Here is a 14,880-nt window from a genome sequence, read left to right as displayed (position 1 = left end):
TGCCCATCCGCGGCGGTTGGACACGAGAGCCAGCCCCGTACGTCAGGCCACCATCACGCGCCCGGTCGGCGTGCGGCCGGACGGGCGCTCACGGACGACGGACCACGCCTCCGCCAGCCGGCCGACCGCGGCGGTGAGCTCGTCGGCGGGGCGACCCCACGGGATGCGGAGGAAGCTGTCCAGGCCGCCCTCGACCGCGAAGACCGGGCCGGGGGCGACGATCGCGCCCCGCGCCTCGGCCTCGGCGGCGACCGCCGTGCCGAAGGACCCCGGCAGCCGGCACCAGAGCGCGAGCCCGCCGGTCGGGACGTGGAACGACCAGTCCGGCAGCTGCTCACGCACGGCGCCGACCAGCGCGTCGCGGTGACCCCGGAGCCGGTCGCGGTTGACGGGGAGGATCTCGGGATCGGCGAGCAGCCGGACCAGCACCAGCTGCTCGAGCACGGGAGCGCCGAGGTCGAGGCTCACCCGCGCCCGGGTCAGCCGGTCGCCCATGCCCTTCGGCGCCCGGATCCAGCCGAGCCGCAGCCCGCCCCAGTAGGCCTTACTCGCGCTGCCGATCGTGATGGTGTCGGGCGCGTGGGCCGCGAACGGCCGTGGCATCTCCTGGCCCTCGAGAGGCAGCGCCTGGTGCGCCTCGTCGACGATCGCGGTGGTGTGCGTCCGGCGCAGGTGCCCGGCGTACTCCTCGCGCTGCGCGTCGGTCATGAGGTGACCGGTGGGGTTCTGGAAGTCGGGGATCAGGTACGCCATCCGCGGCGCGGTCTGGCGCAGCGCCGCCGCGGCCGCGGCCAGGTCCCAGCCGTCCGGGTCGACGGGGTACGCCGCGAGGCGGGCGCCACCGTGCCGCAGCGCGTCGGTCGCGTTCGGGTAGACCGGCGACTCCACGAGCACCCGCTCGCCGGGTCCGGTGAACGCCTGCGCGATGATCGACGCCGCGGCCAGCGCGCCGGGTGTCACCATGATCTGGTCGGGGTCGGTCGGCAGCCCGCGGTCGTCGTACGTCGCCGCGATCGCGCGCTGGAGCTCGGGCAGGCCGGCGGGGAAGTACCCGTGGCCACCGAGGTACGCCGGCAGGTCGGCGACCGCCGCGGCGTAGGCGGCCGCGATGCCGGGAGGCGCCGAGGGTGCGGCGCAGTTGAGGTCGATCGCGTCGGAGTCGCCGGCCCGGGGGAGCAGCGCCCGGTCGTGGGCCCGTGCGCGGCCGCCCGGCACCCGGGTGAACGTGCCGGCACCCTGCCGGGCGCGGGCGTACCCGGCGTCGCGGAGCTCGGCGTACGCCCGGGTCACGGTGGTCCGCGAGACCCCGAGCGCCTCGGTGAGCTCGCGCTCGCTGGGCAGCCGGGTGTCGAGCGTGATCCGTCCGTCGCCGATGAGCAGCACCAGCGCGTCGGCGAGCCCGGCGTACGCGGGGGAGCGGTCGAAGTCGCCGACCAGGGTGGCCACCCTGGCAGCGCTGATCGTGCGGGTCATGCAGGCCACTCTCGCACGATTGGCTATTCAGGAGAAGGCCAATCCTGCAGCAGAATGGTGGGGTGAACCTCGTCGACCTCGGCCCGATCGCCCAGCTCCGCGCCGGCCGCCTGGCGCGCCGGCTGCCGCAGCTCTACGTCGGGCTCGTGGCGTACGGCGTCTCACTGGCGCTGATGTACCGCGGCGACCTGGGCCTCGCGCCCTGGGACGTCCTCCACTCCGGCCTGATCCGGCACCTGCCGATCACCATCGGCCAGGCCGTGGTGCTGATGAGCTTCGTCGTCCTGGTGCTCTGGATCCCGCTCCGCGAGACCCCGGGTCTCGGGACGATCTCCAACGCGCTGGTCGTCGGGTTCGCCGCCGACGCGACGCTCTCGCTGCTGGACGAGCCGGACGCGATCGTCCTGCGGGTCGCACTGATGGTCGGCGGCATCCTGCTCTGCGGCCTGGCCAGCGCCCTCTACATCGGCGCCCAGCTCGGGCGCGGACCCCGCGACGGGCTGATGACGGGGCTGGCGCGGCGGACCGGCCGCTCGATCCGGCTGGTGCGCACCGGCCTCGAGGTCGCCGTGGTCATCGTCGGTGTCCTGCTCGGCGGCACCATCGGTCTCGGCACGGTGCTCTACGCGCTGGCGATCGGTCCGCTCACCCAGCTGTGGCTGCCGGCCTTCACGGTCGACCTGGGGGACGTCAGCGCTTGGTCGCGATCAGCGCCGACGCGTCCGGTGCCACCATCACCTCGACCGACGTGAACCGCTCGTCGGTGAGCCACTGCTCACGCAGGGAGTCGACGCGCCCGTAGCTGAGCGGCGGCCAGAGCTCGCACGGCGTGAAGTCGTCGAGCACGACGATGCCGCCCTCCTCGACGAGGTCGGCGACCGAGTCGACGCTCACCTCGGTGGGCTCGCCGGAGTCGAGGAAGAGCAGCGAGAACGGGCCCTTGTCGAGCAGCGTCGACCAGTCCGCGGACAGCACCTCGACCTGCGGGTCGTCCTCGAAGATCTCGGCAGCCGCATCGGCGAGCTTCGCGTCCAGCTCGGCGGTCACGATCCGCGCGTCGCCGCGGACGCCCGAGCGCAGCCACGCCGTACCGACGCCGCAGCCGGTGCCGAACTCCGCCATCGTCCCGTCCCGGGTCGCGGCCAGGGTGGCCAGCAGGCGGCCGGTCTCGTTGCGGCAGAACGACGCGTACCCCGCCTTGCGGGACACGTCGAACGCACGCGCGACGACCTCGGGAAGCTCGGGAGGGGCGCTCATGGCCCCGAGTCTTCCATTTCGGACCTTGTGTCTCGCATGTCGAACACTCTGTGCGATCTCGTGGCCGGTGGCGGCCGGCTACCGTACGGTCGGAGCACCATGCGGAGCGTCTTCGTACTCATCGACTGCCGCGGCGGGGCCTGAGAGAGGCCACCTCGCCGCGGTGTTCGGCGTTGACGGTCTCTCCGCCCGACCTGGTTCGGGCACATCTGGATCGAAGATGTCTCCGCGGCGAACGAGCGTCCAGCAGCACGGCGCGACCCGCTTCCTGATGGTTCTCCCTCAGCTCGTGTGATCCACGAGCCGATCGCTCACTCGAGCGGATCATCTTCGTTCCAGGTGTACCGGGACCACGGACACCTGATGCAACGGAACGAACCCACACGAGAGAGAGCACTGCGATGTACGACATGTACCCCGACTGGGGTCCGGCCCAGCACCACCCCGAGAACCCCCGCAGCCACGAGAACGTCCAGGCCGCCCTGCAGGCCTCGCTCGACCTGCGGGACAACGGCGGCCAGCGCCCGGACGACAACTAGTCTCCGGCGCATGACTTCCTCGAACTCCAGCACCACGGGAGGCACCCTCCAGCTCGCCGTCATCCCCGGCGACGGGATCGGGCAGGAGGTGACCGCCGAGGCGCTCAAGGTCCTCGAGGTCGCGTCCCCCGACGGCGTGAAGTTCGAGCAGACCCGCTACGACCTGGGCGCCGAGCGCTACCTCGCCACCGGTGAGGTGCTGCCCGACTCCGTGCTCCGCGAGATCCGCGAGCACGACGCGATCCTCCTCGGCGCCGTCGGGGGCAGGCCCAACGACCCGAACCTGCCGCCCGGCATCCTCGAGCGCGGCCTGCTGCTCCGGCTGCGCTTCGAGCTCGACCACTACGTGAACCTCCGGCCGTCCCGGATCTTCCCGGGCGTCCCCGGACCACTCGCCAGCCCCGGCGAGGTCGACTTCGTGGTGGTCCGCGAGGGCACCGAGGGTCCCTACACCGGCAACGGCGGCGCGCTCCGCGTGGGGACGCCGCACGAGATCGCCACCGAGGTCTCGGTGAACACCGCCTTCGGTGTCGAGCGGGTCGTCCGCGACGCGTTCGCCCGCGCGCAGCGCCGGACGCGCAAGAAGCTCACGCTGGTCCACAAGACCAACGTGCTCGTGAACGCCGGCGCCGTGTGGTGGCGGCTGTTCCAGCAGGTGGCGGCGGAGTACCCCGACGTCACGACCGACTACATGCACATCGACGCGGCGATGATCCACATGACCACCGACCCCGCGCGCTTCGACGTGATCGTCACCGACAACCTCTTCGGCGACATCATCACCGACCTCGCCGCCGCCATCACCGGCGGCATCGGCCTGGCGGCCTCCGGCAACGTCAACCCCGACCGGACGGCCCCCTCCATGTTCGAGCCGGTGCACGGCTCGGCGCCCGACATCGCGGGCCAGCAGAAGGCCGACCCCACCGCCGCCATCCTGTCCGCGTCGTTGCTGCTCGACCACCTCGGGTACGCCGACGCCGCCGCGGCCATCGAGAGCGCCGTGATCGACGACCTCGCCGCCCGTCAGCCGGGCACCACCCGCCGTACTCCCGAGGTCGGCGACGCGATCGCGGGGCGTCTGGTGGGCTGAGGCCGTCGGGATCCCCGGCTCGCCGGGTATGCCTGCACTTTTGGGCCGTTGCAATGCCCGTGAAGCGTCGGGATCCCCGGCTCGCCGGGTATGCCTGCACTTTTCGGCCGTTGCAATGCCCGTGAAGCGTCGGGATCCCCGGCTCACCGGGTATCCCGACGCATCCGACCCGTCTCCATTTCATCGGAAGGCCTACTAAGTTGTCCCCCATGGAGATCAGCACCACGTCGTCGAGCGCCCCCGTCTCCGACGAGCGCCTCGCCGAGATCCTCGCGAACCCGGGCTTCGGCCAGTTCTTCACCGACCACATGTTCACGGCCGAGTGGACCCCCGACGCCGGCTGGCACGCCGCGCGCATCGAGCCGTACGGCCCGCTCGCCCTCGACCCGGCGACCGCCGTCCTGCACTACGCGCAGGAGACGTTCGAGGGCATGAAGGCCTACCGCCACGACGACGGCTCGATCTGGTCGTTCCGGCCGGAGGAGAACGCCGCCCGGATGGTGCGCTCCAGCCACCGGCTCGCGTTCCCCGAGCTCCCGGTCGACGACTTCGTGCAGGCCGTCGACGCCCTGGTCGCGGCCGACCAGCGCTGGGTCCCTGACCCGGCGGGGGAGAAGAGCCTCTACGTCCGGCCGTTCATGATCGCGACCGAGGTGTTCCTCGGCGTCCGGCCGAGCCAGCACGTCACGTTCATGGTGATCGCCAGCCCCGCCGGCGCCTACTTCAAGGGCGGCGTCAAGCCCGTCACCCTGTGGCTCACCGAGGAGTACACCCGCGCCGGACGGGGTGGCATGGGTGCCGCGAAGACCGGCGGCAACTACGCGTCCTCGCTGGTCGCGCAGCAGGAGGCCACCGGCCACGGCTGCGACCAGGTGGTCTTCCTCGACGCCCAGCACGGGCGGTACGTCGAGGAGCTCGGCGGCATGAACATGTACTTCGTCCACGACGACGGCACCATCGTCACCCCCGAGACCGGCACCATCCTCGAGGGCATCACCCGCTCCAGCATCATCGAGCTGGCCGGCAAGCTCGGCCACCAGGTGGAGGAGCGGCGGTTCTCGATCGACGAGTGGCGCGAGGGCGTGGCCAGCGGGCGGATCACCGAGATCTTCGCGTGCGGGACCGCCGCGGTCGTGACCCCGGTGGGCGAGCTGAAGTGGGACGGCGGGTCGGCCCCGGCGCCCGCGAGCACCGACCTGACGATGCGGATCCGCCAGGCGCTGGTCGACATCCAGTACGGCCGCGCCGAGGACCCGTTCGGCTGGATGCACCGCATCGTCTGAGTATCCGTACCGATTCCCCGCCGGGCGCCGCCCGGCAAGGCTTGCGGCATGCCGTACGCCGATCCGTTCGTGTGCCCCAGCTGCTCCTCCCGGCTGCCCGTCGATGCGTCCGCGTGCCCTGAGTGCGGGCTGCTCCTGCGGGTGCCCCTGGCCGGGGAGCTGCTGCAGGCCCTTCGCACCGCCGACCAGCTGCTCGCCCGGCTCCGGGTCGAGTCGGCGGGGGCGCCGGCACCCGTGCCGCTCCGGCCGCCCGTGCCGGTCACTCGCCCGCCGCAGCGGCACCAGATGTCCGCACTCTCGGTGCCGAAGATCCTCCTCGGGCTCGGCGCACTGTGCCTCCTGGTCGCCGCGGTCGCGTTCCTCGTGGCGGCCTGGTCGTGGCTCGGCGTCGGAGGCCGGACGGCGGTCCTCACCGGGCTGACCGTGGTCACCGGCGGCCTGGGTGCGTGGCTGGGCCGACGGGACCTGCGGATCGCGGGTGAGGCGCTCACCACCGTCGGCCTCGGGCTGCTCGTCCTCGACGTCGTGGGCGCCGACCACGCGGGCTGGTGGGGCGACCTCGCGGCGGAGGAGCTGCTCGCCGTGGTCGGCGGGACCGTCACGGTCGCCGCCCTGGCGCTCGCCGTCATCACGCGGCTGATCTCGCCCCAGGCCGGCGCCGTCCTCGGCCTGGGAGCGCTCGGCGCCGGACTGGTGGCGACGACCGGCCACCTGACCACCGTGACGGTCGCCGTGATCCTCGGCCACGCGGTGCTGGCCGGCCTGGCACGGGCTCGTGGGCTCACCCCGCTGCTGGTCGCCGCGGCGGCCGGCGCGTCCTGCTGGTGGCTGGGGTTGCTCCTCGTCGGGCTGGCCGAGGCGGCCGACCTCGCCAGCCTGCGGACGCTCTGGCTCGACGGTCACGGCGCCTCGCTCCTCCTCGCCACGCTGCTCTCGCTGCTGCCGGTCCCCTTCCTGCGCGGGAACGTCGCGGCCGTCCGCGCGTGCGTCGCGGTGACCCTCACGCTGCTCACCGTGACCGTCGCACTGCCGGCGATCGACGAGGGCGCCACCGTCGTGGGGCTCGTGGCGCTCGCCGTGCTCGCGACCTGGGTCCTGGTCTCGCTGGTCCTGCCCGCTGCCTGGCGTCCGGTTGCGTGGCCGCCGATCGTCGTGGCCGGCGTGCCCCTCGGCCTGGTGACCACGGCTCTCGCCGTCCAGGCCCTCGGCAACGCGATCGACGTCGATGCGCCCTTCACGGGCTCGGTGACCACGAGCCTGGGCGACTCGGACCCGGTCGCCGTGCCGGTGCTGCTCCTGCTCGGCGCCGCGGGCCTGCTCGCCGCGCTCCTCGCGGTGCTCCCACGCCTCCCGCGCCCCCAGCTGCCGGCCGGCGTGCTGGCCCTCGCGCTGATCGGGACCCTCGCCCTCGGCCCGGTCCCGGTGTGGACGGTGGTCGCCGGGCTGGCCCTCCTGAGCGCCGCCCTGGTCGCGGACGCCCTCCGGCACGAGGGCACGTACGGCCTCGGCCAGTCGGTCGCCGGGGTCGCTGTGGGCGCGCTCGGCCTGCTCGTGGCCCTGCCGAGCGACGTGCTCACCGCGGTGGTGCTCGGCGTGCTGGTCCTGGTCGCGGCCACGTTGTGGCGCCTCGGCCGGGTCGACCAGCAGCTCGCCGGCGGCCTGTTGCTCTCGGCGACCGTGGCCGGGTTCGTGTGGGTGCTCGGCGAGGTCGCCGGCGTCGAGGAGAGCCACCGCGGTGTCCCTGTCCTGGTGATCCTGGGGGTGCTCGCGATCGCCCGGCCCCGCCCGGAGATCGAGGCGACCGCCGGGCCGGCCGCCACCGTGGCCGCGGCGTTCGCGGTCGGGTACGCCGACGACCCGAGCGTCGCGCTGGCACTGCACCTCACGGTCGCCGGCGTGCTGGTCTCGGTGAGCGCCCTGCTCCAGCCCGGGCGGCGCTCGCTCGGCTGGCTGGGGGGCGCTCTCCTCGCGGTCGCCACCTGGGTGCGGCTGTGGGACGTCGGTGTCACGGCGCCGGAGCCGTACACGCTGCCGAGCGCCGTCGCGCTCCTCGTGGTCGGGGTGGTCCACCTCCGCCGGCACCCCGAGGCCCCCACCTGGGGAGCGCTCGGACCAGCCCTGCTGCTGGCGACCGTGCCGTCCCTGCTCTGGGTGCTCGAGGACCCGCTCAGCCTGCGGGCGGCGACGCTGGGGGCAGCCTGCCTCGTCCTGGTGCTCCTCGGCGCGCGGCTGCGCTGGAGCGCGCCGCTCGTCGTCGGGGCAGCCGTCGGCGCGACGGTCGTGCTGCGCGAGCTCGCGCCGTACCTCGCCGGGGTGCCGCAGTGGGCGCTGATCGGGTCGGCGGGGACGCTGCTCACCGTCGTCGGCGTGACGTGGGAACGCCGGTTGCGCGACCTCCGGGCGACGGGGAGCTACCTCGGGGCGCTGCGCTGACCTCGCCTCAGGAGGTGTGCCGGTGAATCCGACCGGCGCCGCGGGCAGGGGGTGCCGCCTACCCGATCGCGACCCGCCGCGCGGGTAGCCTCGGCGCGTGACGACGTCTCCGCCGGCCGAGGGGCCGTCCGCCCGCACGGTGGGCGGCTACACCCTGCTGGCCCGGCTCGGCGAGGGGGGCATGGGTGTCGTGCACCTGGCCCGGCGTGGCCCGGCGGGCCAGCGGGTGGCGCTCAAGGTGCTGCGCCCGCACATCGTCGGCGACCAGGAGGCGCGCCGGAGGCTCGAGCGTGAGGTCGGGTCCCTGCAGCGGATCCGGAGCCAGTGGGTGGCCGAGATCGTGGACGCCGACCCCTGGGCGGAGGTCCCGTACGTCGCCACCCGCTACGTGCCCGGCCTGTCGCTCCACGACCTGGTGGTCGAGGAGGGGGCGATCGAGGGCGACGATCTTTACTGGCTGGCGGGCTGCCTCGCCGAGGGTGTGGCGTCGGTGCACTCCGTCGGCGTCCTGCACCGCGACGTGAAGCCCTCGAACGTGCTGATGGAGGGTCGGACGCCCATCCTCATCGACTTCGGCCTGGCCCGCGTCGCCGACGACCCGAAGCTGACCCACACCGGCTGGCTGCTCGGCACACCGGGCTACCTCGCGCCCGAGATCCTGTACGGCGAGGACGCGATCCCCGCCTCGGACGTGCACTCGTGGGCGGCCACGGTGGCGTACGCCGGCACCGGCCACCCGCCGTTCGGCCGCGGCCCCGCGATGGCGATCATGGACCGCGTCCGGCGCGGCCAGTTCGACCTCGACGGCCTGCCCCACGACCTGCGCCAGGTGGTCGCGGCCGCCCTCGACCCGGAGCCGCGGAACCGCCCCACGCTCGACCAGCTGCTCACCTGGTTGCGACCCCTGACCACCCGTCGCGGCGAGCGGCCGGCGGCCCCGCCGCCCAGCGCGCCGCCGCACGACCCGTACACCGTCCCGCTCGCACTCGCCGCCCAGGCGGCGGCCGACGACGAGACCGACGTCTGGCCGGGCCACGAGACCGCGGAGCCGCTCACGCTCGCACTGACGTCGTACCAGCCGCCGGTGGCGAAGGTCCCGGCCGCCGAGCGGTTCCGCCGGGGCGTGCTGCTGTCCGGGATCGCGCTGGTGTGCGGTGCCGGGTGCGCGGCGTACCCCTGGCTCACGACCGCGCTGATGCTGGTCCTGGCCTGGCTGCTGCGGAGCGGCTCGCTCGCCGCGTCGGCGCGGGACCAGCGCCGGGAGTACCGCGGCCGCAAGTGGTACGACGGCGTGCAGCTGCTGGTCGCCGCACCCTGGCACCTCGTGCAGTCCGTCCCGGGTGCGGTGCTGCTCGCCCTGTGGAGCCTCGGGCTGGCGGTCGCAGCGGCCCTGATCTGCTACGCGATCGCGACCGGCCTGGGCCTCGCGCTGTTCGTGTGCGGCGTCGTGCTCGCCGTCTCCCTGTGGCTCGGACCCGGTGGGTCCCGGGTCCGCGGACCGGTCGGGCGGGTCGTGAACCCGCTCGCCGCCGACCTCCGGCGGTGGACGGTCGCGCTGCTCGTGGTCCTCGCGGTCGCCGCGGTGCTGGGCTTCCGCGCGGACCTCGCCGGCGCGACGTGGACGCCCGCGAACGACCGCCCGCATGCCGAGATGCCGCGTCCGTGATCCGGTCGCCGTGGCACGATGGGCACGTGCAGCACCAGCAGATCATCATTTCCTAGCGCGCCGAGCTCCCGAGTGGAGCACCCGGCGCGCCGACCTCTCGTACCCCGAGAGGTTTTTTTGTGTCCGAAACCTGTACGAGAGAGAGCCCGATGGATCTCCACGGCGCGTTCCACGTCTACGACACCACCCTGCGCGACGGCGCGCAGCAGGAGGGCCTCAACCTCTCGGTCGCCGACAAGCTGTCCATCGCGCGCCAGCTCGACGGCCTCGGGGTCGGGTACATCGAGGGCGGCTGGCCGGGCGCGAACCCCAAGGACACCGAGTTCTTCCGCCGAGCCGCGGACGAGCTGGACCTGCGCCACGCGCGGCTCGCGGCGTTCGGCGCCACCCGGCGCGCGGGCGTCAAGGCCGCCGACGACCCGCTGGTCGCGGCGCTGCGCGACAGCGGAGCCGGCGTCGTCACGCTGGTCGCGAAGTCCCACGACCGGCACGTCGAGCTCGCCCTGCGCACCACCCTCGAGGAGAACCTCGAGATGATCCGCGACACCGTCAGCCACCTCCGCGCCGAGGGGCAGACCGTGTTCCTCGACGCCGAGCACTTCTTCGACGGGTACCGCGCGAACCGCGACTACGCGCTCGAGGTGCTGCGCACGGCATACGGCGCCGGCGCCGAGGTGGTCGCCCTCTGCGACACCAACGGCGGCATGCTGCCCGGCTGGGTGGCCGACGTGGTCCACGACGTCCGCGAGAGCGCGCAGGTGCGGGTCGGGATCCACTGCCACAACGACACCGGCTGTGCCGTGGCGAACACGCTCGCCGCCGTCGACGCCGGGGCGACGCACGTGCAGGGCACGATCAACGGGTACGGCGAGCGCACCGGCAACGCCGACCTCGTCTCGGTCGTGGCGAACCTCGAGCTCAAGCTGGGCCGCGAGGTGCTGCCCCAGGGGCTGCTCGGCGAGGCGACCCGGATCGCGCACGCGGTCGCGGAGGTCACCAACTTCCCGCCGGCGTCGCGGCAGCCGTACGTCGGCGCCTCGGCGTTCACCCACAAGGCCGGCCTGCACGCGAGCGCGATCAAGGTCGACCCCGACCTCTACCAGCACATGGACCCGGGCGGCGTCGGCAACGACATGCGGCTGCTCGTGTCCGACATGGCCGGCCGGGCCTCGATCGAGCTCAAGGGCCGCGAGCTCGGGTTCGACCTCTCGGGCGACCGGGAGCTCGTCACCCGGATCACCGACCGGGTCAAGGTGCTCGAGAGCCGGGGCTACACGTTCGAGGCGGCCGACGCGTCGTTCGAGCTGCTCCTCGTCGAGGAGGTCGAGGGCGCGCGCCCGGCGTACTTCGAGGTCGAGTCCTGGCGGGTGATCACCGAGACCCGCCCGGGCGAGGACGCGCTGTCCGAGGCGACGGTGAAGCTGAGGGCCGCCGACGTGCGGCACGTCGTGACGGGTGAGGGCAACGGCCCGGTCAACGCGCTGGACCAGGCGCTGCGGCACGCGATCGAGCGGGCGTACCCGGAGGTCGCGAAGTTCGAGCTGATCGACTACAAGGTGCGCATCCTCGACCAGGGCCACGGCACGGACGCGATCACCCGGGTGCTGATCGAGACCAGCGACGGCGAGTCGTCCTGGGTGACCGTCGGCGTCGGCGCCAATGTCATCGAGGCGTCGTGGGGAGCGCTCGTCGACGGCATGACCTTCGGCCTGCGCCGCCAGGAGGCGGCTACGGGCGGCGCGTGATCCTGCGGGCCAGGTCCACCCAGCCGTGGTAGACCCGGTCCACCGGGAACCCGTCGAGGCTCACCTGCTCGAGGATCGGCAGCTCGAGGGGCGCCAGCAGCGCCACGGCCAGGAGCGGCACGTCGCCGTCCACCTGGAGCTGGCTCAGCAGGTAGCGCACGTGGGTCGCCGTGAACGAGTACGCGCCCGAGGCCCGCGCGCCCGACCGTCCGGCCTCGCGGATCAGCTCGGCGTGCAGGAGCGTGGTCTCGAGGCGGGTGCGGCCGAAGGCGAGCAGCCGGTCCCACGGGTCGGCGCCCGGGCCGAGCGGCGGCTCGCCGGACATCACCTGCGCCTGCCACTCGCTCTCGGAGTGGTCGAGGATCGCGGCCATCAGGCCCTCACGGGACTCGAAGCGGCGGAAGACCGTCCCCTTCCCGACCCCGGCGGCCGCGGCGACCGCGTCCATGGTGGTCGCGGCCGCGCCGCACCGCTCGACCAGCTCCTTCGCGGCGTCCAGCAGCCGCTCCCGGTTGCGCGCCGCGTCGCGGCGCTCCGCCGGGGGAGCGCCGAGGAGGGGCAGCAGCTGGGGCTCCCGGGACGGCTCGGACATGTCGGCGTTCACCCTAGTGAGAGCCGTGATGCAGCGCTCGCGAAATCGCCGGGTCGCGGCGGGAATGAAACCGGACCGTGGTCCGTTTTGGGACCATGACCGAAACCACCATCGCCGTCCTGGTCGGCAGCCTCCGGACGGACTCCGTCAACCGCAAGCTGGCCGAGCTCCTCGCCGAGCAGGCGCCCGAGGGCGTCACCGTCGACATCGTCGACGGCCTGGGCCAGATCCCGTTCTACAACGAGGACATCGACAACCCGAGCGACGTGCCCGCCTCCGCGGCCGCCCTGCGTGAGCGGGTCGGCAGCGCCGACCGCGTCCTCGCGGTCACGCCCGAGTACAACGGCACCATGCCGGCAGTGCTCAACAACGCGATCGACTGGCTGTCCCGTCCGTACGGCGCGGGCGCCATCGTCGGCAAGCCGTTCGGCGTGGTGGGCGCGACCCCGACGCCGTTCGGCGGCAAGTGGGCGCACGAGGACACCGCCCGATCGGCGCGCATCGCCGGCGCGACCGTCGTCGAGGACGTCACCGTCTCGCAGTCGGCCATCGAGGTCGACGTGCTGACCGACCCCGACGTGATCGGCCGGCTCACCCGCGCGGTGCAGACCCTGGTCGAGTACGACCCGGCGACCGCCGCGGCCTGACCCCGGGTCCGGCTACGGTCGGGTCGTGGCCGAACTCCATGACCTGACCGCGCTGGAGCAGGGCGCGCTCGTGCGCCGCGGCGAGGTGTCGCCGCGCGAGCTCGTCGACCACTACCTCGAACGCGCCGACCGGCTCGACTCGGTCGGCGCGTTCGTCACGCTCACGCCCGACCTGGCCCGTGCGCGGGCGGACGCACTCGGCGCGCCCGACGGGTCACCGCTGTTCGGCGTGCCGACCGCGATCAAGGACCTCAACCTCACCGCCGGCGTGCGCACGACCTTCGGGTCGGCGGCGTTCGCCGACTTCGTGCCCGACGTGTCGGACGGCGTCACGCTGGCGCTCGAGGCGGCCGGGACGGTCAGCCTCGGCAAGACCAACACCCCGGAGTTCGGCTCGCCCTGCTACACCGAGCCGGACGTCGCGCCGCCGGCCGTCACGCCGTGGGACCGGACGCGCACGGCCGGCGGCTCCTCCGGCGGGGCCGCCGCGGCCGTCGCGGCGGGGCTGGTGCCGCTCGCCCAGGGCTCCGACGGCGGCGGCTCCATCCGGATCCCGGCCTCCTGCTGCGGACTCGTCGGCCTCAAGCCCACGCGCGGGCGGATCAGCGGTCGCCCGACGTACGGCGACCCCGTGGGCCTGGCGACCGCCGGGACGATCGCCCGGAGCGTGCGCGACGCGGCGGCGATGCTCGACGCACTCGCCGGTCGCGGGGTGGGGGACCCAGCCTGGGCGCCGCCTCCCTCCGAGAGCTTCCTGGCGGCCTGCGACCGGGAGCCGGGCCGGCTCCGGGTGGCGCGCTTCGGCACCCCCGTCATCACCGACACGACGGTCGACCCCGCGTGCGTGCGGGCCTGGGAGGACGCGTCCCGGCTGCTGGAGTCGCTCGGCCACGAGGTGGTCGACGTCGAGGTGCCGCTGCCGCGGGAGGCGGTCGCCACCTTCGAGACCTGCTGGGCGGTGCTGACCGCGCTGGCCGTCGTACCGCCCGAGCGGGAGCACCTGCTGCGGCCGCTGACCCGGTGGCTGTCCGCGCGCGGCCGCGCGGTGAGCGGCCCGGACTTCGGGCTCGCCATCGGCGCGCTGCGACGGTACGCCGCGGGCGCGCTCGAGGCGCTCGCGCCGTACGACGCCGTCCTCACCCCGACGCTCGCGAGCCCGCCGCTGCCGGTGGGTGCGATGCGCGACGACGATGATCCGGAGGCGGACTTCGAGGCGCAGAAGGCGTTCACCCCGTGGACGTCGGCGTGGAACGTCACCGGCATGCCGGCGGTCTCGCTGCCGCTGCACTGGACCGGCGACGGCCTGCCGGTCGGCGTGATGCTCGCGGCCCGGCCGGCCGAGGAGGAGCTGCTGCTCTCGCTCTCGGCCCAGGTCGAAGCCGCCGCGCCGTGGGCGGACCGCAGGCCGCCCGGCTGGTGACGGTCAGAGCGGTCGCAGCGCGCAGGTGTTGCGTCGCTTGATCTCCGGCGGCTCCCGGAAGTAGGACCGCAGCCCGGCCCGCCGGCCCTCCGGGAGCGTCTCCCAGTCGGCCCACTCCACGGCGTACCCGAGCGTGGCGGCCATCAGCTCCATGGCCGACCGGCTCGGGATGCCGGCCGGTGCCCGCACCTGGTCGGGGACGTGGGCGATGGAGTTGAGCCGGTTGTCGGTCTTCTCCCGGATCAGCCGGACGATCGGGTCCGGGCTGAGGGCGAACTCGCTGTCGACGATGACCAGCCGGGGCTCGAGCCGGGCGATCAGCTTGAGCAGGCCGTAGTGGTCCATCACGTGGTAGAAGAGCCCGAGCAGCGCCACCACGTCGAAGCGGCGTCCCTCCGCGACCAGCCGTGGCAGCTCCTCGTACACGTCGCCCTGGATGAAGCCGATCCGGTCCTTGACCGGGCCGTCCGGGTAGGCCGCGAACCCGGCGATGGACTCGGCGCGCGCCTCGATCCCGACGACCTCCCGGGCGCCGGCCGCGCTCAGCGCGTACGACCAGCGGCCGTCGTGCGAGGCCAGGTCGAGGACCGAGCTGCCCTCCAGCTCGGCGGCGTACGGCTTGACCAGGTAGCGGTGGCGGGTGTTGAGCCGCTTGACGCTGCCGGGGGTGGAGGCGTAGCGCTCGGTGTCGCGCAGGAAGTCGAAGAAGGGCACCGCGCCAACCTACGCGAGCGG

Annotated in this window: 13 protein-coding genes; 9 read left to right on the top strand and 4 right to left on the bottom strand. The window is 73.8% G+C overall.

What is annotated here, in order from left to right:
* Nucleotides 1-42: 42 nt before the first annotated feature.
* Nucleotides 43-1,473 (bottom strand): MocR-like transcription factor YczR, encoded by a 1,431-nt coding sequence (gene yczR, locus N538_RS0103880; protein ID WP_028636204.1) that lies wholly within the window; start codon nt 1,471-1,473, stop codon nt 43-45.
* Between the two features lie 62 nt (nt 1,474-1,535).
* Between yczR and yczE the strand changes: the two genes are divergently transcribed.
* The gene (gene yczE / locus N538_RS23745; protein ID WP_081790263.1) at nt 1,536-2,225 is read left to right on the top strand and encodes a membrane protein YczE; all 690 of its coding nucleotides are present in this window, start codon (nt 1,536-1,538) and stop codon (nt 2,223-2,225) included.
* Here the strand turns inward: yczE and N538_RS0103870 are convergent.
* On the bottom strand, nt 2,164-2,730 hold the full coding sequence (locus N538_RS0103870) for an O-methyltransferase (protein ID WP_028636203.1): 567 nt from the start codon (nt 2,728-2,730) through the stop codon (nt 2,164-2,166). The two genes, yczE and N538_RS0103870, sit on opposite strands and share 62 nt — an antisense overlap.
* Before the next feature lie 401 nt (nt 2,731-3,131).
* On the opposite strand from N538_RS0103870, the gene N538_RS28300 reads away from it, so the two are divergent.
* The 6 genes from N538_RS28300 (at nt 3,132) to cimA (ending at nt 11,486) form a co-directional block, all read left to right on the top strand.
* Entirely contained in the window at nt 3,132-3,269 is a 138-nt protein-coding gene (locus N538_RS28300) for a hypothetical protein (protein ID WP_155991950.1), read from the top strand.
* 10 nt (nt 3,270-3,279) lie between these two features.
* Nucleotides 3,280-4,359, top strand: a complete 1,080-nt coding sequence (locus N538_RS0103860) for a 3-isopropylmalate dehydrogenase (protein ID WP_028636202.1) — start codon at nt 3,280-3,282, stop codon at nt 4,357-4,359.
* Nucleotides 4,360-4,568: 209 nt separating this feature from the next.
* Complete coding sequence (locus tag N538_RS0103855) at nt 4,569-5,642, top strand: branched-chain amino acid aminotransferase (protein ID WP_028636201.1); 1,074 nt, start codon at nt 4,569-4,571, stop codon at nt 5,640-5,642.
* Nucleotides 5,643-5,690: 48 nt separating this feature from the next.
* Nucleotides 5,691-8,075, top strand: coding sequence for an SCO7613 C-terminal domain-containing membrane protein (locus N538_RS0103850; RefSeq protein WP_028636200.1), 2,385 nt, complete (start codon nt 5,691-5,693; stop codon nt 8,073-8,075).
* Nucleotides 8,076-8,172: 97 nt separating this feature from the next.
* Nucleotides 8,173-9,741, top strand: a complete 1,569-nt coding sequence (locus N538_RS27170) for a serine/threonine-protein kinase (RefSeq protein ID WP_155991949.1) — start codon at nt 8,173-8,175, stop codon at nt 9,739-9,741.
* 149 nt (nt 9,742-9,890) lie between these two features.
* Nucleotides 9,891-11,486 (top strand): citramalate synthase, encoded by a 1,596-nt coding sequence (gene cimA, locus N538_RS0103840; protein ID WP_028636198.1) that lies wholly within the window; start codon nt 9,891-9,893, stop codon nt 11,484-11,486.
* Here cimA and N538_RS0103835 read toward each other — a convergent pair.
* Entirely contained in the window at nt 11,470-12,078 is a 609-nt protein-coding gene (locus N538_RS0103835; RefSeq protein ID WP_028636197.1) for a TetR/AcrR family transcriptional regulator, read from the bottom strand. The genes cimA and N538_RS0103835 overlap by 17 nt on opposite strands.
* A gap of 95 nt (nt 12,079-12,173) precedes the next feature.
* On the opposite strand from N538_RS0103835, the gene N538_RS0103830 reads away from it, so the two are divergent.
* Both N538_RS0103830 and N538_RS0103825 read left to right on the top strand, forming a co-directional pair.
* Nucleotides 12,174-12,725: an NAD(P)H-dependent oxidoreductase gene (locus N538_RS0103830; protein ID WP_028636196.1), complete on the top strand. Its 552-nt coding sequence runs from the start codon at nt 12,174-12,176 to the stop codon at nt 12,723-12,725.
* Between the two features lie 25 nt (nt 12,726-12,750).
* Nucleotides 12,751-14,145, top strand: a complete 1,395-nt coding sequence (locus N538_RS0103825) for an amidase (protein WP_028636195.1) — start codon at nt 12,751-12,753, stop codon at nt 14,143-14,145.
* A gap of 3 nt (nt 14,146-14,148) precedes the next feature.
* Here the strand turns inward: N538_RS0103825 and N538_RS0103820 are convergent, their stop codons facing one another.
* Complete coding sequence (locus N538_RS0103820; protein WP_028636194.1) at nt 14,149-14,859, bottom strand: class I SAM-dependent methyltransferase; 711 nt, start codon at nt 14,857-14,859, stop codon at nt 14,149-14,151.
* Between the last annotated feature and the right edge of the window lie 21 nt (nt 14,860-14,880).

It is taken from the genome of Nocardioides sp. URHA0032, from assembly GCF_000620645.1.
Taxonomy (GTDB): Bacteria; Actinomycetota; Actinomycetes; order Propionibacteriales; family Nocardioidaceae; genus Nocardioides.
This window is presented reverse-complemented; position numbering and strand designations above follow the sequence as displayed.